The sequence below is a fragment of the Roseovarius sp. genome, assembly GCF_965277045.1.
Lineage (GTDB): Bacteria > Pseudomonadota > Alphaproteobacteria > Rhodobacterales > Rhodobacteraceae > Roseovarius.
Genome location: NZ_OZ255712.1, coordinates 112,118 through 133,487 on the forward strand (window position 1 = coordinate 112,118; position 21,370 = coordinate 133,487).

General features: G+C 63.6%; 19 protein-coding genes. 13 read left to right on the forward strand and 6 right to left on the reverse strand.

Going from position 1 to position 21,370, the window contains the following annotated elements:
* The first annotated feature begins 2 nt into the window (after positions 1-2).
* From ACQY4V_RS00630 to ACQY4V_RS00640, 3 genes are read left to right on the forward strand one after another with little or no spacing between them, the layout of a single operon-like run.
* On the forward strand, positions 3-758 hold the full coding sequence (locus tag ACQY4V_RS00630; RefSeq protein ID WP_428515028.1) for an amino acid ABC transporter permease: 756 nt from the start codon (positions 3-5) through the stop codon (positions 756-758).
* Between the two features lies 1 nt (position 759).
* Positions 760-1,623 (forward strand): amino acid ABC transporter permease, encoded by an 864-nt coding sequence (locus ACQY4V_RS00635; protein ID WP_428515029.1) that lies wholly within the window; start codon positions 760-762, stop codon positions 1,621-1,623.
* Positions 1,624-1,634: 11 nt separating this feature from the next.
* Positions 1,635-2,384, forward strand: a complete 750-nt coding sequence (locus tag ACQY4V_RS00640; protein ID WP_428515030.1) for an amino acid ABC transporter ATP-binding protein — start codon at positions 1,635-1,637, stop codon at positions 2,382-2,384.
* A gap of 121 nt (positions 2,385-2,505) precedes the next feature.
* Here the strand turns inward: ACQY4V_RS00640 and sucD (ACQY4V_RS00645) are convergent, their stop codons facing one another.
* The 5 genes from sucD (ACQY4V_RS00645) to ACQY4V_RS00665 all read right to left on the reverse strand — a co-directional run bounded on the left by sucD (ACQY4V_RS00645) (position 2,506) and on the right by ACQY4V_RS00665 (position 7,407).
* Positions 2,506-3,378 (reverse strand): succinate--CoA ligase subunit alpha, encoded by an 873-nt coding sequence (sucD, locus tag ACQY4V_RS00645; RefSeq protein ID WP_428515031.1) that lies wholly within the window; start codon positions 3,376-3,378, stop codon positions 2,506-2,508.
* Positions 3,378-4,544 carry a succinate--CoA ligase subunit beta gene (locus tag ACQY4V_RS00650; protein ID WP_428515032.1) on the reverse strand — a complete coding sequence of 389 codons (1,167 nt, stop codon included), beginning with the start codon at positions 4,542-4,544 and terminating at the stop codon, positions 3,378-3,380. The genes sucD (ACQY4V_RS00645) and ACQY4V_RS00650 overlap by 1 nt, the downstream gene beginning before the upstream one ends.
* A 200-nt stretch (positions 4,545-4,744) precedes the next feature.
* Positions 4,745-5,629 (reverse strand): succinate--CoA ligase subunit alpha, encoded by an 885-nt coding sequence (sucD, locus tag ACQY4V_RS00655; RefSeq protein WP_428515033.1) that lies wholly within the window; start codon positions 5,627-5,629, stop codon positions 4,745-4,747.
* A 60-nt stretch (positions 5,630-5,689) separates the two neighbouring features.
* Complete coding sequence (gene sucC / locus ACQY4V_RS00660; RefSeq protein ID WP_428513284.1) at positions 5,690-6,883, reverse strand: ADP-forming succinate--CoA ligase subunit beta; 1,194 nt, start codon at positions 6,881-6,883, stop codon at positions 5,690-5,692.
* Positions 6,884-6,912: 29 nt separating this feature from the next.
* Entirely contained in the window at positions 6,913-7,407 is a 495-nt protein-coding gene (locus ACQY4V_RS00665; RefSeq protein ID WP_428515034.1) for a hydrolase, read from the reverse strand.
* A 347-nt stretch (positions 7,408-7,754) separates the two neighbouring features.
* Here ACQY4V_RS00665 and ACQY4V_RS00670 point away from each other — a divergent pair, with 347 nt between their 5' ends.
* The 9 genes from ACQY4V_RS00670 (at position 7,755) to ACQY4V_RS00710 (ending at position 18,438) form a co-directional block, all read left to right on the forward strand.
* Complete coding sequence (locus ACQY4V_RS00670) at positions 7,755-8,462, forward strand: GntR family transcriptional regulator (RefSeq protein WP_152491349.1); 708 nt, start codon at positions 7,755-7,757, stop codon at positions 8,460-8,462.
* 53 nt (positions 8,463-8,515) lie between these two features.
* Positions 8,516-10,288: an oxalyl-CoA decarboxylase gene (oxc, locus tag ACQY4V_RS00675; protein WP_428515035.1), complete on the forward strand. Its 1,773-nt coding sequence runs from the start codon at positions 8,516-8,518 to the stop codon at positions 10,286-10,288.
* Positions 10,289-10,302: 14 nt separating this feature from the next.
* Positions 10,303-11,577: a formyl-CoA transferase gene (gene frc, locus ACQY4V_RS00680; RefSeq protein ID WP_428515036.1), complete on the forward strand. Its 1,275-nt coding sequence runs from the start codon at positions 10,303-10,305 to the stop codon at positions 11,575-11,577.
* 63 nt (positions 11,578-11,640) lie between these two features.
* Complete coding sequence (locus ACQY4V_RS00685) at positions 11,641-12,558, forward strand: methionyl-tRNA formyltransferase (protein WP_428515037.1); 918 nt, start codon at positions 11,641-11,643, stop codon at positions 12,556-12,558.
* Positions 12,559-12,579: 21 nt separating this feature from the next.
* On the forward strand, positions 12,580-14,256 hold the full coding sequence (locus ACQY4V_RS00690) for a formate--tetrahydrofolate ligase (RefSeq protein WP_428515038.1): 1,677 nt from the start codon (positions 12,580-12,582) through the stop codon (positions 14,254-14,256).
* Between the two features lie 3 nt (positions 14,257-14,259).
* Positions 14,260-15,132, forward strand: a complete 873-nt coding sequence (locus tag ACQY4V_RS00695) for a universal stress protein (protein WP_428515039.1) — start codon at positions 14,260-14,262, stop codon at positions 15,130-15,132.
* Positions 15,133-15,252: 120 nt separating this feature from the next.
* Positions 15,253-16,236 carry a Bug family tripartite tricarboxylate transporter substrate binding protein gene (locus ACQY4V_RS00700; protein ID WP_428515040.1) on the forward strand — a complete coding sequence of 328 codons (984 nt, stop codon included), beginning with the start codon at positions 15,253-15,255 and terminating at the stop codon, positions 16,234-16,236.
* A gap of 138 nt (positions 16,237-16,374) precedes the next feature.
* Positions 16,375-16,902 carry a tripartite tricarboxylate transporter TctB family protein gene (locus ACQY4V_RS00705; RefSeq protein ID WP_428515041.1) on the forward strand — a complete coding sequence of 176 codons (528 nt, stop codon included), beginning with the start codon at positions 16,375-16,377 and terminating at the stop codon, positions 16,900-16,902.
* A gap of 78 nt (positions 16,903-16,980) precedes the next feature.
* Positions 16,981-18,438 (forward strand): tripartite tricarboxylate transporter permease, encoded by a 1,458-nt coding sequence (locus tag ACQY4V_RS00710; protein WP_428517320.1) that lies wholly within the window; start codon positions 16,981-16,983, stop codon positions 18,436-18,438.
* Positions 18,439-18,523: 85 nt separating this feature from the next.
* Here ACQY4V_RS00710 and ACQY4V_RS00715 read toward each other — a convergent pair whose 3' ends face one another.
* On the reverse strand, positions 18,524-19,930 hold the full coding sequence (locus ACQY4V_RS00715; RefSeq protein WP_428515042.1) for a helix-turn-helix domain-containing protein: 1,407 nt from the start codon (positions 19,928-19,930) through the stop codon (positions 18,524-18,526).
* Positions 19,931-20,058: 128 nt separating this feature from the next.
* Between ACQY4V_RS00715 and ACQY4V_RS00720 the strand changes: the two genes are divergently transcribed.
* Positions 20,059-21,114 carry a ketopantoate reductase family protein gene (locus ACQY4V_RS00720; protein WP_428515043.1) on the forward strand — a complete coding sequence of 352 codons (1,056 nt, stop codon included), beginning with the start codon at positions 20,059-20,061 and terminating at the stop codon, positions 21,112-21,114.
* The last annotated feature ends 256 nt before the right edge of the window (positions 21,115-21,370 follow it).

A 21,370-nucleotide genomic window follows, 5' to 3' on the forward strand; every position in this document is an offset into this window, starting at 1 on the left:
GCATGATCGACATCGCGGGTTATTTCCAGGACCTCGCGGCCGAATACCCGCGCTGGAATTTCATTTGGCTCTACGACGAACGACAAGCAGGCCGGATCCTTTCCGGCCTGTACTATACCGTGTGGCTGTCGGTGGCCTGCGTGATCTTCTCGGTTATCATCGGGGTCGTGGGCGTGTGGCTGCTGGGGGTGAAGAACCGTTTTGGCCGGGCCTGCGTGCAGGGATACATCCAGTTCTTCCGCAACACGCCGCCGATGGTTCAGCTGCTGTTTTTCTATTTCGCGCTGGGCCAGTTCACGCCGTCCTACAGCCCCGATGGCTGGCTCGAGGTGCCGATCATCTCGAACGTGGGCTGGGCGATCATCTCGCTGTCGTTCTTCGCGGGCGCCTTCAATGTCGAGATATTCCGCGCGGGGCTGGAGGCGGTGCCGGACAGCACGGTCGAAGCCTCGGAATCGCTGGGCTTCACGCGCACGCAGACGTTTTCCTACGTTGTCTTCCCGCTCAGCCTGCGCATCTGCCTGCCGGCGCTGAACAACAACCTTGTGAACCTGGTCAAGACGACCACGCAGGCCTATGCCATCGCGGTGCCGGAACTGCTGTATGAAAGCGTTTCGATCTGGTCGGATTATCCGTCGGCTCAATATCCGACGATGCTGCTTCTGTTCGTGGCCTATATCGGGCTGGTGGGCATCCTGGTGATGGGGATGAACAGCTGGGAACGCAGCCTGAAGATCCCCGGATACGGAAGCACCTGACATGGCCATGACCTTCGACAAGACCGACCTGCCGGTGCTCAAGCCCTTCCGCATGGAAGGCGCGCCCTACGATGCGTTCTATCACACCCGCTGGCTGGCCGGGCTGCGCCTGCGCTGGGTTGCGGTGCTGATGGTGCTGTGGCCCACCGCGGCGCTGGCGCAGTCGGGCATGGCAATGGGCGAGGCGTTTGCCGCGCTCTGGCGCTGGATGCCGTTCCTCGTCACCCAGGGGTTCCTGTTCAACATCGTGATCTCCTTGTTCTCGATGCTGATCGGCACGACGCTGGGCGTGATGCTGGGGCTGGGGCAGATATCCCGGGTCGGCGTGGTGCGGAAACTGGCGTGGTTCGTCACGCAGCTTTTCCGCAATTCCCCCTGGCTGGTCCTGCTCTTCATCGTGTTGCTGGCGCTGCCTTACGAGCTGAACCTCTTTGGCCAGACGGTCCGCATCCCGGCCTGGATGAAGGCGGTCTTCGGGCTGTCCCTGCCGGTGATGGCTAACATCTCGGAGATCGTGCGGGGGGCCGTGTTGTCCGTGCCGTCCGGTCAGTGGGAAGCTGCGGATTCGCTGGGCTTCACCCGGCGGCAGATCCTCTATGAGATCATCCTGCCCCAATGCTTCAAGCGGATGATCCCACCCTGGATGAACTGGTACGCCATCCTGACCATGGCAACGCCGCTCTGTTCGCTTCTGGGGGTCGAGGAGATCATCACCCTCAGCCGCCAGGCGATGAGCGCCGAAGACAACCAGCCGGAACTGCTGGTGCCGTTCTACGGCTTCGCCTTGGTGCTGTTCTTCGCCTATTGCTACCCGATCGCACGTTTGACCATCTGGCTGGAACGGCGCGTCTCGGTGAAATTCTAAGGAGCTTTCCAATGACCCAACATCAACTGGGAGAGCCGATTGTCGTCATGACGGACGTGCACAAGTCCTTCGGCGATCTGGAAGTGATCAAGGGCGTTTCGATGACCGTTCACCGCGGCGAGGTGATCTGCATCATCGGTCCGTCGGGCTCGGGCAAGTCGACGTTGATCCGCTGCATCAACGCGCTCAATCCGATCGACTCGGGCTCGATCACCGTGCGCGGGATCGAGGTGAACGATGCCAAGCTCGACACGCTGGCGCTGCGCCGCGAGGTCGGGATCGTGTTTCAGCAGTATAACCTGTTTCCCCACAAGACGGCGCTGGAAAACATCATGATGGCGCCGCTCAAGGTGCTGCGCGAGGACCGCGACACCGTGCGCGAACGCGCGCGCGGGCTCTTGCAGAAGGTTCGGCTGGAGGGCAAGGAAGACGCCTATCCCGGCGAATTGTCCGGCGGACAACAGCAACGTGTCGCAATCGCCCGGGCGCTTGCCATGCGGCCCGAGGTGATGCTGTTCGACGAGGTAACCGCCGCGCTTGACCCCGAAACGGTCAAGGAGGTTCTGGTCACGATCAAGGAACTGGCCGCCGACGGGATGACCTGCATCCTGGTGACGCATGAAATGGGGTTCGCCCGCGAGGTGGCCGACCAGGTCTATTTCACGGACCGGGGCGTCATCGTCGAGCATGGACCGCCATCGTCCTTTTTCGACCAGGCCAGCGATCCTCGGACGAAAGAGTTTCTCAGCCAGATCCTCTGAACCGGGCAGGGGGGTGCGGCCGTGGCGGCAGGATGGGCCTCGACGGCGTCAGACCAGCGGCGCCCGCGCGCGGCCTCTGTCCACGTAGCGGGCTACGAAATACCCGGACGCGTGACGGCGCTCAGGACAGACAGGACGTCACGGTGTCGACCACGTCGCCGGCATCCTTGGCGATGACGACGCCCGCGTCGCGCAGAAGCGAGATCTTTTCGTCCGCCGAGAGGTTCCCGAAGACCGAAAGCGTGCCCGCGTGGCCCATACGGCGTCCGACAGGCGCGTGGCGTCCGACCACCAGCCCCACCACGGGTTTGCCGTAATCGACCGCCGACAGGTATTCGGCGGCCAGTTCTTCCTCGCGTCCGCCCATCTCGCCGATCAGGACGACCGCCTTGGTGTCGTCATCCTCGCGGAACCGTTCCAGGCAGCCGACGAAGCCGATCCCGTGCAGCACGTCGCCGCCGACGCCCACCGTGGTCGATTGCCCCAGATTCGCGGCGCTGCAATTGGCCAGAACCTCGGAGGTCAGCGAGGCCGATCGCGAGGCGATCCCGATGTGCCCGGGCTTGGCGTCGACGGTCGGCATCACGCCGATCTTGCACTGGCCCGGTGTCAGGATGCCCTGGCTGTTGGGGCCGATCAGGACGGTGTCGGAGCCTTTGAGCGCGTCTTTCACGCGGCGCATATCATGTTGAGGCACGCGTTCGGTGATGCAGACGACGACGCCGATCTCGGCCTCGATCGCCTCGATCATCGCTTCCGCCGCCTTGGGGGCCGGCACGGTGACGAGGCTGGCATTGGCCTGCGTTTCCTTGACCGCCTCGGCGCAGGTATGGAAGACGGGCAGCCCCAGGTGCGAGGTGCCGCCGCGGCCCGGACGCACGCCGGCGACACAGTTCGTGCCATAGCGCATCGCCTGGTCGGTATAGAAGGTCCCGGCGCGGCCCGTCATGCCCTGCACCAGAAGGCGCGTGTTTTCGTCGACGAGAATGGCCATCAGCGTGCCCCCTTGGATGCGATTTCGACCGCGCGGTTGACGGCCTCGGACATGGAGCTGCAAATCTCGACCGGGACCTTGCGGTCGACCAGGATGCGCTGGCCCCATTCCGCGTTCTGTCCCGCCAGCCGCGCGATCACGGGCTTGCTGCCCTTGTTGCGCGAATAGGCGAAGTTGACGCCTTCGGCGACAGTGTCGCAGACGGTCATGCCGCCCCCGTGCACGTTCAGCAGGATGGCGGTGACCGATGGTTCCTGAAGCAACAACTCGACACCGCGGGCGATGTCCATGCTGGTGGCCGTGGTGCGGATATCCATGAAGTTGGCAGGCTTGCCGCCCGCGTCGATGATCATGTCGTTGGTGGCCAGGCCCAGGCCCGCGCCGTTGACCACGACGCCCAGGTTGCCGGTCAGCTTGACGAAGTTGATATTGCTCTTCTGCGCGGTGGTCTCCACGGCAGGCAGTCCCTCGCCGGAGACCATCGAGTCCCATTCCGGGTGCCGGAAGGCGGCGCTGGCGTCCAGCGCGACCTTGGCGTCGATCGCCATCCATGTGCCGTCGGGCGTGCGCACGAAGGGGTTGATTTCCAGCAGGGCCATGTCGTTCTCGATGAAGGCTTCGCAGGCCGACAACAGTTGCTCGACCGCTTTTTCGTCCGTCATGCCGATGCCTGAAAGGAACTCCGTCAGCCCGGTACGATCGGTGTCCGGGGTGCCGGTCAGGCTGTGCTTGGCGACCTCGCTGGCGTTCATCTGCGCCTTCTGCTCAAACTCCACCCCGCCATCGGCAGAGGCGACGAGCAGCGGCGCGCCGGTGTCAGGATCGAGCGCGAAGGCGATGTAATACTGGGCGTCATGCTTGACGTCGGCCTCGACATAGACGGCGTGGACCGTCTCGCCCGTGGCGCCGGTCTGGTGCGTGACCAGTTGCTTTCCCAAGAGCTTGGCCGCCTCGTCCCTGACAGCAGAGGCGGTGGCAGCGAACTTGATGCCGCCCGCCAGCCCGCGGGCACCGGACGTGATCTGCGCCTTCACGACGAACTTGCGCGCCGGGATGTTGGCGCACGCGGCCTCCGCCTCGTCCGCGGTGCGGGCCATCTTGCCGGGCGGCACGGACATGCCGTACTGGGCCAGCAACTCCTTGGACTGGTACTCTGCAAGCAGCATGCGCGGCCTCCCCTCTGCGATGGCTTCTTGGTGTTTGGTATACCAAGAACAAAAGCCATGTCAATGAGGTGATTATGCTGTGTGTTCGCCCATGGCGCTAGCCCCCGTAAGGAGCGACCTTGGTACGAACATCCGTTTGCGAGGTCGTGCCGCCGCAGAACCAGCGGGCCAGGATCGGGTCCCGGCCCGCCGCTCGATGCTTATTTTCCGATCGCTTTCAGCACGGCCTCACCCAGCCCCGCGGGGGATTCGGCGACGGTGATGCCGGCGGATTTCATCGCTTCGATCTTGTCGTCGGCGCCGCCCTTGCCGCCGGCGACGATGGCGCCGGCGTGGCCCATGCGGCGGCCCGGAGGCGCGGTGCGGCCGGCGATGAAGCCCGCGCAGGGCTTGGAGCGGCCGCGCTTGGCCTCGTCCTTGAGGAACTGCGCGGCGTCCTCCTCGGCCGAACCGCCGATCTCGCCGATCATGATGATGGATTCCGTCTCGTCATCGGCCAGGAACCATTCCAGCACGTCGATATGCTCGGTGCCCTTGATCGGGTCGCCGCCGATGCCCACGCAGGTCGACTGGCCGAGGCCCACATCCGACGTCTGCTTCACGGCCTCGTATGTCAGCGTGCCGGAGCGGGAGACCACGCCGACCGAGCCGCGCTTGTGGATATGGCCGGGCATGATACCAATCTTGCAGGCGTCGGGCGTGATGATGCCGGGGCAGTTGGGGCCGATGAGGGTGGATGTGCTGCCCTCGAGCGCGCGCTTGACGCGCATCATGTCCAGCACAGGGATGCCTTCGGTGATGCAGACGATCAGCGGGATCTCGGCGTCGATGGCTTCGAGGATCGAGTCCGCGGCGAAGGGCGGCGGCACGTAGATGACCGAGGCGTTGGCGCCGGTCTCGTGCATCGCCTCGTGGACCGAGTTGAAGACCGGCAGGTCGAGATGCGTCTGGCCGCCCTTGCCGGGGGTGACGCCCCCGACCATCTGGGTGCCATAGGCGATGGCCTGTTCGGTGTGGAAGGTGCCTTGCGAGCCGGTCAGGCCCTGGCAGATGACTTTGGTGTTCTTGTCGACGAGGACGGCCATTGTGGCGTTCTCCTTAATTCAATCTTGGGAAAGGTGGGTTAAAAACCCACCCTACGAGGCTCAGCCTTTGACGGCCTTGACGATCTTCTGCGCGCCGTCCTTGAGGTCGTCGGCGGCGATCACGTCAACATCGCTGTTGTTGATGATCTCCTTGCCCTTCTCCACGTTGGTGCCTTCGAGCCGGACCACCAGCGGGACTTGCAGCCCGACCTCTTTCACGGCGGCGACCACGCCCTCGGCGATCACGTCGCAGCGCATGATGCCGCCGAAGATGTTGACCAGGATGCCCTTCACCTGCGGGTCGGAGGTGATGATCTTGAACGCCTCGGTCACCTTGTCCTTGGTGGCCCCGCCGCCCACGTCGAGAAAGTTCGCCGGCTCGGCGCCGTAGAGCTTGATGATGTCCATCGTCGCCATGGCGAGGCCCGCGCCGTTGACCATGCAGCCGATCTCGCCGTCGAGCGCGATGTAGTTGAGGTCGTACTTCGACGCCTCCAGCTCCTTGGGGTCTTCCTCGGTGGTGTCGCGCAGCTCGGCGATGTCCGAGTGGCGGTAGATGGCGTTGGAATCGAACCCCATCTTGGCGTCGAGGCATTTCAGCTCGCCGCCCTCGGTCAGGATCAGCGGGTTGATCTCCAGCATCTCCATGTCTTTCTCGAGGAACATCTGGTAGAGCGTGCCCATCAGCTTGACGCATTGCTTCACCGCCGCGCCCTCGAGCTCGAGCATGAAGGCGATGCGGCGGCCGTGGAACGGCTGGTAGCCGGTGGCGGGATCGACGCTCAGGCTGAGGATCTTCTCGGGCGTCTTCTCGGCCACTTCCTCGATGTCCATGCCGCCCTCTGTGGAGGCGACAAAGCTGACGCGGGAGGTCACCCGGTCGACCAGAAGCGCCAGGTAGAACTCCTTGGCGATGGCCGCGCCTTCCTCGATATAGATGCGGCCCACCTGCTTGCCGGCGTCGCCGGTCTGCTTGGTCACCAGCGTGCGGCCCAGCATCTTCTTGGCTTCCTCGGCGGCCTCGGACACCGACTTGGTGATGCGCACGCCGCCCTTGTCGCCGGCGCCTTCCTCCTTGAAGCTGCCCTTGCCGCGGCCGCCCGCATGGATCTGCGCCTTGACCACCCAGACGGGACCGTCAAGCTCGCCCGCCGCCGTCTTCGCCTCCTCCGCGCGCAACACGACACGCCCGTCCGAGACAGGCGCCCCGTAAGAGCGCAGCAAGGCCTTCGCCTGGTATTCATGGATGTTCATAGTCTCAAAGCTCCTCCCGATGCTTTTGTCTACTTGATGAGATGCAACAAGTTCTTGAATTCTGGCGTCCCGGCGCGGCCGAGCCACTCGAACACCACCATTTCCGTGGTCACGATGCCGGCGCCACAGGCGCTCAGGCGGGCGATGCAGGCCGCCTCGCTTTCCAGTGTGCGCGAAGCGGTGGCGTCGGAGACGACGAAAACCTCGTAGCCGTCCTCGATCAGGCTGGCGGCGGTCTGGACCACGCAGATATGCGCCTCCATCCCCGCGATCACCGCCTGCTTGCGGTCCAGGCTGCGGAAATGCGCGGCGAATCCCTCGTCTTCCATGCAGGAGAAATGCATCTTCGGCAGCACTGTGGCGTCCGGCGTCTCCAGCTCTGGCACGGTCTTGCCAAGGCCCTTGGGATATTGTTCGGTCATCACGATGGGAATGTTCATCTCGCGCGCCCCGGCGCACAGCGTCCGGGTGTTGCGAATCGTCCGGGCCGGAGCCTGCATCGCAGGGACGAGGCGCTCTTGCATGTCGATGACGATGAGGGCTGATTCGTCGGCGCGGATAAGCAAAAACAGGTCCTTTCTGGCTCGGTGCTGTGACCGTGTGGAATACCAGATACCAGCAATATCTCCTTATCGCAACCTGCGAGATTTCGGTATTCGATAACTTGGGTTGATGGATCGGACAGATTTTTTTTGGAGATCAATAAGCACAATAGATTCAATGATTTAATTGGACATTTCCATTGAAAAATCGGCCTTATTCCGCTGAATTTTCGTGCAGAACAGAAAAACCGTTTGTCGAGCTAGGTATGCTGTGTATGGTATACCAACGTCGCAAATGACGCCGCGCAACTTGAGATCGGAGAGGGCGCATGAAGCTGAAACCTGTGCCTTCGAACTTCACGCTGAAGGACCACGTCTACGAAATGCTTCGGACTGCGATCACCGAGATGAACATCTACGATGCCGCGACCGATCTGCGCCTTGACGAGCGCAACCTGGCCGAGCAGCTGGGCGTGTCCCGGACACCCCTGCGCGAGGCAGTGGCCCGTCTGGAGCGTGACGGCCTGGTCGAGGTTCAGCCGCGCAAGGGTGTCTTCGTGCAGCGCAAGAGCCTGGACGACATCCTGGACATGATCGTGGCCTGGGCGGCACTGGAAAGCATGGCCGCGCGTCTGGCCTGCGAACACGCGACGGACCGCGAGATCGCCAGCCTGCGCACCATCGCGGCCAAGTACAACGACGAGCTCGCCGACACGCGCATCTCGGAATATTCCGACGACAACATCCGCTTTCACCAGCGCATCCTCGAGATTTCGCGCTGCACGATGCTGCGGAAGATGGCTGATGGCCTCTTTCTGCACATGAACGCGGTGCGCGTCCGGGCGATGGGCGAGGGCAACCGCGTGCGGCGGTCGGTCGTCGATCACGCAGAAATCATCGAGGCGATCGAGGCACGGGATGCCGATCTGTCCGAACGTCTCGTCCGAGAGCACACCATGCGGTTGCACACCCACGTCAGTCGCACATGGAGCAATTTCGAACTGGCTGTCGGCGCGGGAGGCGCCAAGGCCAGCTAACAGGGAATGAGTACTAAAGGGGCCGAACGGGGCCTCGAACAGGGAGGAAGACCATGGGTGTGACCCAGATGACCGATGACCTCGTCGCGCGGGCCGAGACGGCTCCGGAAACGCTGACCGACGGGTTTCATCTTCTGATCGACGCGCTGAAGCTGAACGGGATCGAGACGATCTATAACGTGCCGGGGATCCCGATCACGGACCTGGGACGGTATGCGCAGGCGCAGGGGATGCGGGTGATCTCGTTCCGGCACGAACAGCACGCGGGCTATGCCGCCTCCGTCGCCGGGTTCCTGACCAAGATGCCGGGCGTCTGCATGACCGTCTCGGCGCCGGGTTTCCTTAATGGCGTGACCGCGCTGGCCAATGCCACGACGAACTGCTGGCCGATGATCCTGATCTCGGGCTCGTCGGAGCGCGAGATCGTGGACCTCGCCCAAGGCGACTACGAGGAGATGGACCAGCTTGCGATGGCGCGTCCCTTCTGCAAGGCCGCCTATCGCCTGAACTATGCGCAGGATATCGGTATCGCCGTGGCGCGGGCCATCCGCAGCGCGGTTTCGGGCCGTCCCGGTGGGGTCTACCTCGATATACCCGGCGCGATGCTGGGCCAGATCATGGATGGCGAAGAAGGCAAGAAGAGCCTGGTGAAGGTGATCGACCCCGCGCCGCGCCAGACCCCGTCGAAAGAATCGGTGGCGCGCGCCGTCAACGTTCTGAAAGAGGCAAAACGACCCCTGATCGTAATCGGCAAAGGCGCGGCCTATGACCAGTCCGACGACGTGATCAAGGAACTGGTCGAGAAATCCGGCCTGCCGTTCCTGCCCATGTCCATGGCCAAGGGCATCCTGCCCGACACCCATCCGCAATGTGCCGCCGCCGCGCGGTCGCTGGTGCTGAAGGAATCCGACGCCGTCATCATGATGGGCGCGCGGATCAACTGGCTGCTCAGTCACGGCAAGGGCATGCAGTGGGGCGAGCCTGGGTCGAAGAAGTTCATCCAGATCGACATCGATCCCGAGGAAATGGACAGCAACGTGGAAATCGCGGCGCCGCTGGTTGGCGATGTGGGGTCCTGCGCGCAGGCCCTGATCGACGCCTTGGAAAGCGAAGGCATCGCGCCGCCGAAAGACTGGCTGGACCAGGTCAACACCAAGGCCACCGGCAACATGGAAAAGATGGCCAACAAGCTGCAGAACAACAACGATCCGATGGACTACTTCGCGGCCCTCGGCGTGATCAAGGAAGCGGTCAACAAGCGCCCCGAGACCATACTCGTGAACGAGGGCGCCAATACGCTCGACATGTGTCGCTCGATCGTCAACATCCACAAGCCGCGCCACCGCATTGACGTTGGCACCTGGGGTGTCATGGGCATCGGCATGGGCGCCGCAGTGGCCGCCGCCGTGGAAACTGGCAAGCAGGTCCTGGCCGTCGAGGGCGACAGCGCCTTCGGCTTCTGCGGCATGGAGGTGGAGACGATCTGCCGTTACAAGCTGCCGGTCTGCATCGTGATCTTCAACAACAACGGCATCTATCGCGGCGATGGCGAGAATTGGGGCGGCGGCGATGACCCGGCCACCACGGTTTTCGTCGAGGACAGCCGCTATGACATGATGATGGAAGCCTTCGGCGGCGTGGGGGTCTGGGCCAAGAACCCCGACGAGCTGCGCCAGGCCATCGAAGAGGCGCTGGCCTCCGGCAAACCGACGCTGATCAACGCCGCCATCGACCCCGCAGCGGGCAAGGAAAGCGGCAATATCGGCAACCTCAACCCGTCCTCGGTGGTGGCGCAGGCGCGCTACCCCCAGGCCAAGAAGATTTGAGCGGGAGAGAGACCATGAAAGCATTGGACGGCATCAAGATTCTGGACTTCACTCATGTGCAGTCCGGTCCGACCTGCACGCAGCTTCTTGCGTGGTTCGGGGCGGATGTTCTGAAGGTGGAGCGGCCCGGCGTTGGCGATGCGACGCGGCAGCAGCTGGTGGATGTGCCCGGCGCGGACAGCCTGTACTTCACCATGCTCAACCACAACAAGCGCTCGATCGAGCTGAATTCCAAGAACGAGACCGGCAAGCAGGTTCTGACCCGCCTGATCGAGGAATGCGACGTGCTGGTCGAGAACTTCGCGCCCGGCGCGCTGGACCGGATGGGGTTCAGCTGGGAGCGGATCCAGGAGATCAATCCGCGGATCATCATGGCTTCGGTCAAGGGCTTCGGGCCCGGCAAGTACCAGGATTGCAAGGTCTACGAGAACGTGGCGCAATGCGCTGGCGGCTCGGCCTCGACCACCGGGTTCCGCGACGGCCCGCCGCTGGTGACGGGCGCGCAGATCGGCGACTCGGGCACCGGCCTGCATCTCTGCCTCGGCATCATGACGGCGCTCTTCCAGCGCGAGCGCACGGGCCGCGGCCAGAAGGTGCTGGCGCCGATGCAGGACGGGGTGCTGAACCTCTGCCGCGTCAAGCTGCGCGACCAGCAGCGGCTGGAGGCGGGCCCGCTGAAGGAATACAGCCAGTACGGCGAGGGCATCGAGTTCGGCGAGGCGACGCCGCGCGCGGGCAACGACTCGGGCGGCGGTCAGCCGGGGCGGATCCTGAAGTGCAAGGGCTGGGAGGACGATCCCAACGCCTATACCTACTTCATCACCCAGGCCGCGGTGTGGGAGCAGATCTGCGACGTGATCGGCAAGCCCGAGTGGAAGACGGCCGAGGGCTATGCCACGCCGCCCGAGCGTCTGGACAAGCTGAACGAGATCTTCGGGGCCATTGAAGACTGGACCATGACCAAGACGAAGTTCGAGGTGATGGACATCTGCAACCCGCTGAACATCCCCGTCGGCCCGATCCTGTCGACCAAGGAACTGATCGAGGACGAGGGGCTGCGGGCGACGGGCACGATCGTCGATGTGGAGCATCCCAAGCGCGGCAAGTACGCGTCGGTGGGCTGCCCGATCAAGCTGAGCGACAGCCCGGTGGACGTGACCCGCTCGCCGCTTCTGGGAGAGCACACGGTGGAGATCCTGCGCGATGTGCTGGGCTACGCGGGCGAGGACCTGCAGGCGGTGCTCGACAGCGGCGCCGTGGGCGACCCGCAGAAAACCGCGGCGGAATAATAAAGGAAAGACCGGGAGCGTGCGGAGAATATCCGCACCTGCCGGACCCAAGGGAGGAAGAAAATGCGATTGATCGTCATGGGGCAGCAAGCCTTCGGCAAGGATGCGCTGGCCAAGATCATCGAGACCGGAACCGACGAGGTCGTTGCCGTGTATTGCGAGCCCGACCGGGACGGCAAGCCGGTGGACCCGATCAAGGAGTTCGCGCTGGAAAAGGGCCTGCCCGTCGAGCAGCCCGCGAATTTCGACGATGCAGCAACACTTGAAACACTGGCGAATTTCGATGCCGACCTCATGGTCATGGCCTTCGTCAACGTCTTCGTGCCCGAGGCGGCGCGGGATACGCCCAAGCACGGCTCGATCTGTTTCCACCCGTCGCTTCTGCCGCTGCATCGTGGCCCCAGCGCGGTCAACTGGCCCATCATCATGGGCTCGGACAAGTCGGGTTTCAGCTGGTTCTACCCGTCCGACGGGCTGGACGAAGGCGACAGCCTGATGCAGTGGGAATGCGAGATCGGCCCCGACGACACGGTGATCGACCTCTATTTCAAGAAGATCTACCCGGCGGCGGTGGACAGCGTGCTGGAGGTCTGCGACCTTTTCCGCGCCGGCAATCCGCCGCATATCGTGCCGGACGAGGAGGAGGCCACCTACGAGCGCCGCTGCACCGCGCGGCACTCGGAAATCTGCTGGCACCGTCCGGTGGGGCAGGTCTATGATCTCATCCGCGGCACCAACCCCGCGCCCGGCGCCTGGACCACCTACAAGGGGGCCAAGCTGGGGATCTTCGACAGTGCCCGCGCCCCCGGCGACGGCATTTCGGGCCGCGTCCGCGCCATCACCGACGACGGCATCGAGGTGCAATGCGTCGGCGGACGTATCCTGGTGAAACGAGTACGGCCCGAGGGCGGCGACAAGACATCCGCCGCCCAGTGGGCATCCGAGGTCGGCCTTGAGGTCGGCGAAGAATTTCCAAGCTGAAACGCGACAAAGGAACATACAATGAGCCACAAATCAGACATCGAGATTGCGCGTGCGGCGTCGAAGAAGCCGATCCAGGAGATTGGCGACAAGCTTGGGATACCGTCCGAGCACCTGCTGCCCTACGGGCATGACAAGGCGAAGGTGAGCCAGGACTACATCAACTCGGTGAAGGGCAACGAGAACGGCAAGCTGATTCTCGTGACCGCGATCAACCCGACGCCGGCGGGCGAGGGGAAGACCACCACCACGGTGGGCCTGGGCGACGGTCTCAACCACATCGGCAAGAAGGCGATGATCTGCATCCGCGAGGCCTCTCTGGGGCCGAACTTCGGGATGAAGGGCGGCGCCGCGGGCGGCGGCTATGCCCAGGTGGTGCCGATGGAGGACATGAACCTGCACTTCACCGGCGACTTCCACGCGATCACCTCGGCACACGCGCTGCTGAGCGCAATGATCGACAACCACGTCTACTGGGGCAACGACGCCGAGATCGACACCCGCCGGATCGTCTGGCGCCGGGTGGTGGACATGAACGACCGCTCCTTGCGCCAGATCACGTCGTCGCTGGGTGGTGTGGCCAACGGCTTTGCCCGCGAGGACGGGTTCGACATCACCGTGGCGTCGGAGGTCATGGCGATCCTCTGCCTGGCGAGCGACCTCAAGGACCTCGAGGAGCGGCTGGGCGCGATGATCGTGGCCTATCGCCGCGACCGCAGCCCGGTTTTCTGCCGCGATATCAAGGCCGAGGGCGCGATGACCGTCCTTCTGAAGGACGCGATGCAGCCCAACCTGGTGCAGACGCTGGAGAACAACCCGGCCTTCGTGCATGGCGGGCCGTTCGCGAACATCGCGCATGGCTGCAACTCGGTCATCGCCACGACCACGGCGCTGAAGATCGCCGATTACGTGGTGACGGAAGCCGGCTTCGGCGCCGACCTGGGCGCGGAGAAGTTCATGAACATCAAGTGCCGCAAGGCCGGGATCGCGCCGTCGGCGGTGGTGATCGTGGCGACGGTGCGGGCGATGAAGATGAACGGCGGCGTGGCCAAGGCGGATCTCGGGGCCGAGAACGTGGACGCGGTCAAGGCGGGCTGCCCGAACCTGGGCCGGCATATCGAAAATGTTAAGTCTTTCGGTGTACCGGTGGTGGTGGCGATCAACCATTTCGTGACCGACACCGATGCCGAAGTGCAGGCGGTGAAGGACTTCGTGGCCGAAAACGGCGCCGAGGCGGTGCTGTCGCGCCACTGGGAGCTGGGCTCGGAAGGCTCGGCGGACCTGGCGAAGAAGGTCGTGGAGACGATCGAGAAGGGCGAGGCGGACTTCAAGCCGATCTACCCCGACGAGATGAGCCTGTTCGAGAAGGTCGAGACCATCGCCAGGAAGATCTACCGCGCCGACGAGGTGATCGCGGACAAGAAGATCCGCGACCAGCTGAAGAGCTGGGAAGAGCAGGGCTATGGCAATCTGCCTGTCTGCATGGCGAAAACGCAGTACAGCTTCTCGACCGATCCCACCCAGCGCGGCGCGCCCACGGGCCACTCGGTACCGGTGCGCGAAGTGCGGCTGTCGGCGGGCGCGGGCTTCGTCGTGGTGGTCTGCGGCGAGATCATGACCATGCCCGGCCTGCCCAGCCGGCCGGCGTCTGAATCCATCCGCCTGAACGACCAGGGCGAAATCGAAGGGTTGTTCTGAGCCATGGCTTACGACTCCATCCACAGCATCATGCTTCCGGTGCGGGGCGACGGCAAAGGCGACAATGTCTTTGCCCACGCCGCCGCCCTGGCGCGGCGCTTCGGCGCCCGGGTCCGCGTGGTGCATTGCCATCCCAAGACCGAGGACATGATGCCTTACGGCGTCGTGATCCCGACCATGCTGCGCCGTCAGATCGAGGATGCGGCGCATGCCAATGCCGACGTGACCCGGGACCAGCTCTACGGTGAGTTCGAGAAGCAAGCCCGGAAACTCGGGCTCGAGATCGCCGATCACGAGTTGGACAAGCCCACGACCCGGTTCATCGAATACGAGGGCAAGCAGGTCGATGCGGTGCAAAGATACGGTCGCCTGTGCGACCTTGTCTGCGTTGCCAAACCGGACCAGAAGATGAACCTCGGGGTCAACACCTTGAAATCGGCGCTGTTTTCTTCGGGCCGTCCGGTGATGATGTGCCCCGACCAGGACGTTGCAGACGCGGGTTTCGCGGATCACGTCACCATCGGCTGGAACGGATCGCTCGAGGCGACACGCGCCGTGGCGATGGCGATGCCGATCATTTCCAACGCCAAGAAGGTCACGATCCTGCATACCGGCGACAGCCCCAAGGACGAGCATCCCGGGGCGGACCAGTTGCAGCGCTATCTCGAACTGCGCGGCGTCGCGTCCGACATCCGGCTTTTCAAGGCCGAGGGGCGCAACGTCGGCCGGCAGCTTTTGTCGGAAACCCGCGCCGCGGGCGCCGGGATGCTGATCATCGGCGCCTATCACGACAGTTACGAACGGGAATCCCTGTTCGGTGGCAACTCGCAAGTCGTTGTCGCCGAGGCGGATTTCCCGGTCATCATGGTTCATTGAGGAGAGAGGGGAGGTCCGGCGAAGACTGAGCAGACGACCAGGAATGGGGCACGCGCCAAACACGTCAAGAATGAACGCGCACCAGCCCTGACACACATGGAGACCATAGGGAGGATAACCATGAATACCTTTAAGCTACTTGTTGCGAGTGCGTCCGCACTGGCATTGACGGCGCCGGCAGCGCTGGCGGAATGGCAGCCGAAAAAGCCGGTCGAGTTCATCATCATGGCCGGCACCGGCGGTGGGGCGGACCAGATCGCGCGCCTGTTGCAGGGCCTCATTCAGAAAAAGGACCTGAGCCCGCGGCCGTTCATCCCGATCAACAAGCCGGGCGGTTCGGGCGCCGAGGCGCTGCGGTACATGCAGGACAAGGCGGGTGACAACCACACCGTCATGATGACGCTGAACAGCTTCTACACCACGCCGATCATCCAGGAGGATCTCGGCATCGACGTGACCGAGTTCACGCCCATCGGCCTGATGGCGATGGACACGTTCCTGTTGTGGGTCAACACCGACCGCGAGGACATCACCGATCTCGACAGCTTCAACAAGGTCGTGTCCGAGGCCGGCAAGGACTGGAAGGTCGGCGGCACCGGGTCGGGCCAGGAAGACAGCGTTCTGACCGCGATGATGGAAGCCGAGTTCGGCTATGACGTGACCTACATCCCGTTCCCGGGCGGTGGTACGGTGGCCAAGAACCTCGTGGGGAACCAGATCGACAGCACGGTGAACAACCCCGCCGAGCAGATGGAGTTCTGGCGCGCGGGCAACACCAAGCCGCTGGTCCAATTCTCGGCCGAACGCATGCCGGCCTTCCCGGACGTGCCAACGGCCAAGGAACTGGGCGTGGAGATCGAGTACTACATGCAGCGCTCCGTGAACGGCCCGCCGGACATGGATCCGGAAGCTGTCGAGTGGTACGTGAACCTGTTCCAGGAGCTGTTCGACAGCGAGGAATGGCAGGCATTCTGCAAGTCCGACGGCCTGACCTGCGACAAGATGATGAAGGGCGAGGACCTCGCCACGTTCCACGAAAATCAGAAGGTCGCGCATGAAAAGCTGATCGAAAAGGTCGGCGCGGGTGCGATCACCGGCGAGTAAGCCAATCCTGAAATAGGCAGGGCCCGGACACATCGGGCCCTGCACCTGGATGCCTGACGATCCGGGCGCGGGCAGATTGGTCCGGCAGGGACACGCCCCCTCGAAAGATCGCAAACGATTTATACGGAGCCAAAGAGAATGACGGTCCGGACAGCGGAACTCCTGATGGCGATCGTGACCCTGCTGGTGTCACTCGGCCTGATGTTAAACGTATACACAGACGACCTAAGTATCGGCTGGGTCAGGGGCAGGGGTCCCGGTGCCGGCATGTGGCCGTTCTGGTTGTCGGCGGGCATGGCACTGGCCTCCGTCGCCACACTCGTGCGATGGGCGCAGAAAAAGACGCCCGAGTCGCGCAACACCGACCCCTACATATCGAGAGATACGATCTTTCTCGTGTCGATCTCGGCGGGGTCGGTTCTCGCGCTGCTGATCATGATGACGTTCATCGGCACCTACCTGGCGCTGGTCGTCTTCATGCTGTTCTTCGTGCGCTTCATGGGGCGGCATTCGTGGCCGATGACCCTTGGTTTCGCGATCGGCACGCCGATCTTCGTGTACCTGCTCTTCGAGGTGGCGTTGACGAAGTACCTGCCGAAGGGTCTGCCGATCTTCGAGGACGCTTTCCTCTGGGTCGACAACTTCCGCTACGAATGGTTCTACTGAGAGGTCTGACGAAAAATGGAAACGGTACTTGTATCCCTAGGGTCAGGCCTTCTTGAGGCGTTCCAGCCTCTGAACCTGATGATGATTTTCGCGGGCTGCCTTGCGGGGCTGTTCGTGGGCTGCATGCCGGGCCTCGGCTCGGTCAACGGGGTGGCGATCCTGCTGCCCATCACCTTCCTGGTGCCGCCGACGACGGCGATCATCTTTCTTGCCGCACTCTACTACGGCGCGATGTACGGGGGGGCGATCAGTTCGATAACGCTGGGCATTCCAGGGGCCTCGACGGCCGTGGCAACGGTGTTCGACGGGCGACCTATGGCCCAACAGGGCAAGGCCGACCAGGCGCTCATGGCCGCGGCCATCGCATCTTTCATCGGCGGCACGGTCTCGATCATCCTCTTCACGCTCTTCGCGCCGCCCCTGGCCGCCTTCGCGCTGAAATTCGGCCCACAGGAGGAGTTCGCGCTGATGCTGCTGGCCTTCGCCACCTTCATCGGTCTGGGCGGGGATGACATCCCCAAGACGATCTTCTCGATCCTTCTGGGCCTCGTGCTGGCCGCGGTGGGCTTCGACATCATCTCGGGCAGCCCGCGCCTGATCTTCTTCGACATGGTCGAATTCCAGCGCGGCATCGGCTTCCTGGTGCTGGCGATCGGCATCTACGGGATCGGCGAGATGCTCTGGACGCTGGAAACCACCAGCGGCAAGGTCCAGATGCACAACGTCAAGATCTCGATGTCGCGCATGAAGGAAAACTTCAAGCAGATCCGGCTTTACATCAACTCGACCTGGTTGGGCTCGTTCCTGGGCTTCTTCGTGGGCACGCTGCCTGCGGCGGGGGCCACCCCGGCGGCGCTGATGTCCTATGGTCTCAGCAAGACGTTCTCGAAGGATCCCGACAGCTTCGGCAAGGGCAACGTGGCCGGTGTGGCCGCGCCTGAAGCGGCCAACAACGCGGCCTCGACCGGCTCGATGCTGCCGATGATCACGCTGGGCATTCCCGGCTCGCCCACCACGGCGATCCTTCTGGGCGGCATGATCATCTGGGGCCTGCGCCCCGGGCCGCTCCTGTTCACCGAAAGCCCGGATTTCGTCTGGGGCCTGATCGGGTCGATGTACGTGGCCAACGCGGTGACTGTGGTGCTGAACATCGCGCTGATCCCGGTCTTCATCCGGGTGCTGGCGATGCCCTTCACCCTGCTGACGCCGATCATCTTCACGCTCTGCGTGCTGGGGGTCTTCGCCACGACGGACCGGATGTTCGACACCTGGATCATGCTGATCATCGGCATCGTGGGCTACCTGATGCGCAAGCTGAACTACCCGGTGGCGCCGGCGGTTCTGGCCATCGTGCTTGGGCCCCTGGCCGAACGCTCGTTGCGCCAGTCGCTGATCTCGGCTCAGGGCGACGCGACCACGTTCATCACGCGCCCGATCTCGCTGGTCTGCATCTGCCTGGCGCTGGCGCTGGTGCTCTTCCCGGTGGTGCAGCGCATCCTGCGCAAGCGCAAGAAGGCGGCGGAAAGCCGGGCCTGATACGGGCCTGATACGGGCCACGCATCTTTCCGCGACGCCCAACGCCTGCCCCCTGATCTCCCGGGGGGCAGGCTTTTTCGTGGCTTCAGCTTTCGTAACGGGTCGAGCCGCGCCGGTTGGCGTCGATCGGCAGGTTGATGAACAACGGCTGGTGCGCGCGCTGCGAACAGGCCTGCCGCGGGCAAAGCTGACAGTTGATGCCGATCGGCTGATAGAGCGTCGGATCGTCGATCTTGAAACTGGCGGCATAGCGAATGCGATGCGCATGACGGGCCTCGCAGCCCAGCGTCAGCGTCAGGCGGCGGTCCTGGGTTTCGGCACTGAAGACGGGGCGATGCACTGTCCGGCTGATCGAAAAGAACTGCTGCCCGTCCGGCATCTCGACGAATTGCGGAAAGATCACACCGGGCACCGAAAAGGCGGCATGCACGTTCCACACCGGGCAGGCCCCGCCATACTCGGCCAGGTCGAAAGAGGTGGCGTTGAACCGCTTGGTCACGTTGCCCGCCCGGTCCAGCCGCAGCAGGAAGAACGGAATGCCCTGCGCCTTGTCGCGCTGCATCGTCGTCAGGCGGTGGCAGGCCTGCTCGAAGGTCACGCCGAACGCGAGCGCGATGCGGTCGATGTCATAGCCCGTTTCCTCGGCGGTGTTCAGAAACGGCTCATAGGGCATCAGGAAAGCGGCAGCGAAATAATTGCCAAGCTCGACCTCCAGCCGGGGCTGAACCCGTTCGGGATCGGTCTGCGCGTTGCGCGCCATCTTGGCGATCATCCGACCCTCGGTCAGAAAGGCCAGGACATGCGCCATCTGGAAGGCGCGGTTCTCGGTATTGAGCGCCTGTGACAGCAACAACGTGCGGCTGCTGTCGTCGTAGATACGCAGCGACTCGCCCATTTCCTCCAGTGGCCGCACCTCCACCGACACCCCGTGGTGTTTCCGCAGTCCTGCGCGCAGATCGACAAACAGCGATTCCGGCGCGACGGGGATCGCCCGGCGCGCATTTTCCGCGGCCACCTCCAGCACGGCGAAGTAATTGCTGTTCTTGCGGAAAATATCGTGAATCGCGTTCTCGGGCGAGGCGTGAAGCATCTCTTCGTCCCGACCATCCATGCCCCCGCGCATGATGATGCGAAGGGCGGCGCGATGCGCCCGGTGCAATTGCAGGAAATGATCGACAAAAGCCGGCGCACGGTCGATGGCGCTGCGCAGCTCCTGGATGTCGGGGGCCGCGCCTTCCAGCGTGGTGTCGCCGAATGCGTTGCGCAGATCGGCCAGCACATGGGCGCTGTTGTCCTTCGTCAATTCCTTGACGTCCACGTCGAACGTCTCGGAAATCGCCAGAAGCATCTTGACCGACAGGCTTCTCTGGTTGTTTTCCAACAGGTTCACGTAAGCGGGGCTGATCCCCAGACGTTCCGCGACGTCCGCCTGCGTCAGGTCGCGGGCGATGCGCAACTGTCGCAGCTTCGGGCCGATAAAGGTCTTCGCCATGGCAGGTTCTTTACAATATTACAGATGTCGCATTTGTAATCATTATCAATAACACATTTACACGAATTTTGTAGAAGAATCTGCTCACGCAATTATCTTGCGTGATGAAATGACAAGGAGATTTCATCATGGCTCGCAAGGTTCTTATTCTGGGGGCATCCTACGGCTCGCTCTTGGGCACCAAACTGTTGATGGCTGGTCAGGACGTGACGCTGGTCTGTCGCCAGGCGACGGCGGACATCATCAACGAAAAGGGCACCGAAGTCCGCATCAAGCTGCGTGACGAGGATGAGCACCGCGCCTTCAAGTCGGATGACCTGCCGGGCACGCTCGATGCCAAGGCGCCGGGCGACGTGATCCCCGAGGAGTATGACCTCGTGGCCCTTGCCATGTCTGAGCCGCAATACGGCAACGCCGAGATCACCAAGCTGATGAAGCGGATCGCGGCGTCCGGGCGGCCGTGCCTCTCGATCATGAACATGCCGCCGCTGCCTTACCTCAAGCGGATCGAGGGACTGGACGCCGAGGCGCTGCGCCCGGCGTTCAACAGCATCGAGCCGTGGGAGGATTTCAAGCCCGGCCTCGTGTCGCTGTGCAGCCCCGATCCGCAAGCGTTCCGCCCGCCCGACGAAGGCCCGAACGTCCTGCATTTGGGCCTGCCGACCAACTTCAAGGCCGCGCCGTTCGAGGATCCGGCCCACACCGCCATGGTGCGCGAACTGGAAGAGGCGATCGAGGCCGTGCGCGTCGACGGCAAGGACGTGCCGGTCAAGCTGCGGCTCTTCGATTCCCTGTTCGTGCCGTTCGCCAAGTGGGCCATGCTGCTGACCGGCAACTATCGCTGCGTCCAGCGCGACGGCATTCGCCCGATCAAGGAAGCGGTGCATGGCGACCTGCTGGAATCGCAGTCGATCTACAGCAAGATCTGCGATCTTGTCATGCAACTCGGCGCGGACGAGGACGATCAGGTGCCGTTCGAGAAATATGCCAGCGCCGCGAATGGCCTGCTGAAGCCGTCCTCGGCCGCCAGGGCCATCGACAGCGGTGCGGACTCGATCGAACGGGTCGACATGCTGGTGAAACTGATCGCCGACCAGAAGGGCAAGCCCATGGCCGAGGCGGACGAAACCGTGTCGATCATCGACGCCCGCCTGGAAGAGAACCGCAAGAAAGCCGCGGCCTGAACGCCTGACGGCGCTTTGACGATCTCGGCCCGGTCCGCGCCACGCGCGGGCCGGGTCTTTTCATGCGCTCGCACGCCTCGCCGCCCCCGCTGACGCCGCCGTCCCGGCCCGGCGAACGCCGGCCGTGTCCTGCCCCTTGGGCCTATTGTTTCCGCCAGTCGCGCCAATTGAGGTTGCGTTCGGCGTGCCGCTTCCCCCATCCTGCGGGGCACGCGGGCACCGGCGCAGTCCGGCCGGGTCCCGGGTGCAACAGAAA

What these genes read in the sequence shown, in the direction of transcription:
- ACQY4V_RS00705 (WP_428515041.1), top strand. Translation starts at nt 16,375, where the DNA reads ATGACGGTCCGGACAGCGGAACTCCTGATGGCGATCGTGACCCTGCTG.
- ACQY4V_RS00700 (WP_428515040.1), top strand. Translation starts at nt 15,253, where the DNA reads ATGAATACCTTTAAGCTACTTGTTGCGAGTGCGTCCGCACTGGCATTG.
- ACQY4V_RS00650 (WP_428515032.1), bottom strand. Translation starts at nt 4,544, where the DNA reads ATGCTGCTTGCAGAGTACCAGTCCAAGGAGTTGCTGGCCCAGTACGGC.
- ACQY4V_RS00665 (WP_428515034.1), bottom strand. Translation starts at nt 7,407, where the DNA reads ATGCAAGAGCGCCTCGTCCCTGCGATGCAGGCTCCGGCCCGGACGATT.
- frc (WP_428515036.1), top strand. Translation starts at nt 10,303, where the DNA reads ATGAAAGCATTGGACGGCATCAAGATTCTGGACTTCACTCATGTGCAG.
- ACQY4V_RS00720 (WP_428515043.1), top strand. Translation starts at nt 20,059, where the DNA reads ATGGCTCGCAAGGTTCTTATTCTGGGGGCATCCTACGGCTCGCTCTTG.
- sucD (WP_428515033.1), bottom strand. Translation starts at nt 5,629, where the DNA reads ATGGCCGTCCTCGTCGACAAGAACACCAAAGTCATCTGCCAGGGCCTG.
- ACQY4V_RS00630 (WP_428515028.1), top strand. Translation starts at nt 3, where the DNA reads ATGATCGACATCGCGGGTTATTTCCAGGACCTCGCGGCCGAATACCCG.
- ACQY4V_RS00695 (WP_428515039.1), top strand. Translation starts at nt 14,260, where the DNA reads ATGGCTTACGACTCCATCCACAGCATCATGCTTCCGGTGCGGGGCGAC.
- ACQY4V_RS00635 (WP_428515029.1), top strand. Translation starts at nt 760, where the DNA reads ATGGCCATGACCTTCGACAAGACCGACCTGCCGGTGCTCAAGCCCTTC.
- ACQY4V_RS00710 (WP_428517320.1), top strand. Translation starts at nt 16,981, where the DNA reads ATGATGATTTTCGCGGGCTGCCTTGCGGGGCTGTTCGTGGGCTGCATG.
- ACQY4V_RS00640 (WP_428515030.1), top strand. Translation starts at nt 1,635, where the DNA reads ATGACCCAACATCAACTGGGAGAGCCGATTGTCGTCATGACGGACGTG.
- ACQY4V_RS00685 (WP_428515037.1), top strand. Translation starts at nt 11,641, where the DNA reads ATGCGATTGATCGTCATGGGGCAGCAAGCCTTCGGCAAGGATGCGCTG.
- sucD (WP_428515031.1), bottom strand. Translation starts at nt 3,378, where the DNA reads ATGGCCATTCTCGTCGACGAAAACACGCGCCTTCTGGTGCAGGGCATG.
- ACQY4V_RS00715 (WP_428515042.1), bottom strand. Translation starts at nt 19,930, where the DNA reads ATGGCGAAGACCTTTATCGGCCCGAAGCTGCGACAGTTGCGCATCGCC.
- ACQY4V_RS00670 (WP_152491349.1), top strand. Translation starts at nt 7,755, where the DNA reads ATGAAGCTGAAACCTGTGCCTTCGAACTTCACGCTGAAGGACCACGTC.
- ACQY4V_RS00690 (WP_428515038.1), top strand. Translation starts at nt 12,580, where the DNA reads ATGAGCCACAAATCAGACATCGAGATTGCGCGTGCGGCGTCGAAGAAG.
- sucC (WP_428513284.1), bottom strand. Translation starts at nt 6,883, where the DNA reads ATGAACATCCATGAATACCAGGCGAAGGCCTTGCTGCGCTCTTACGGG.
- oxc (WP_428515035.1), top strand. Translation starts at nt 8,516, where the DNA reads ATGGGTGTGACCCAGATGACCGATGACCTCGTCGCGCGGGCCGAGACG.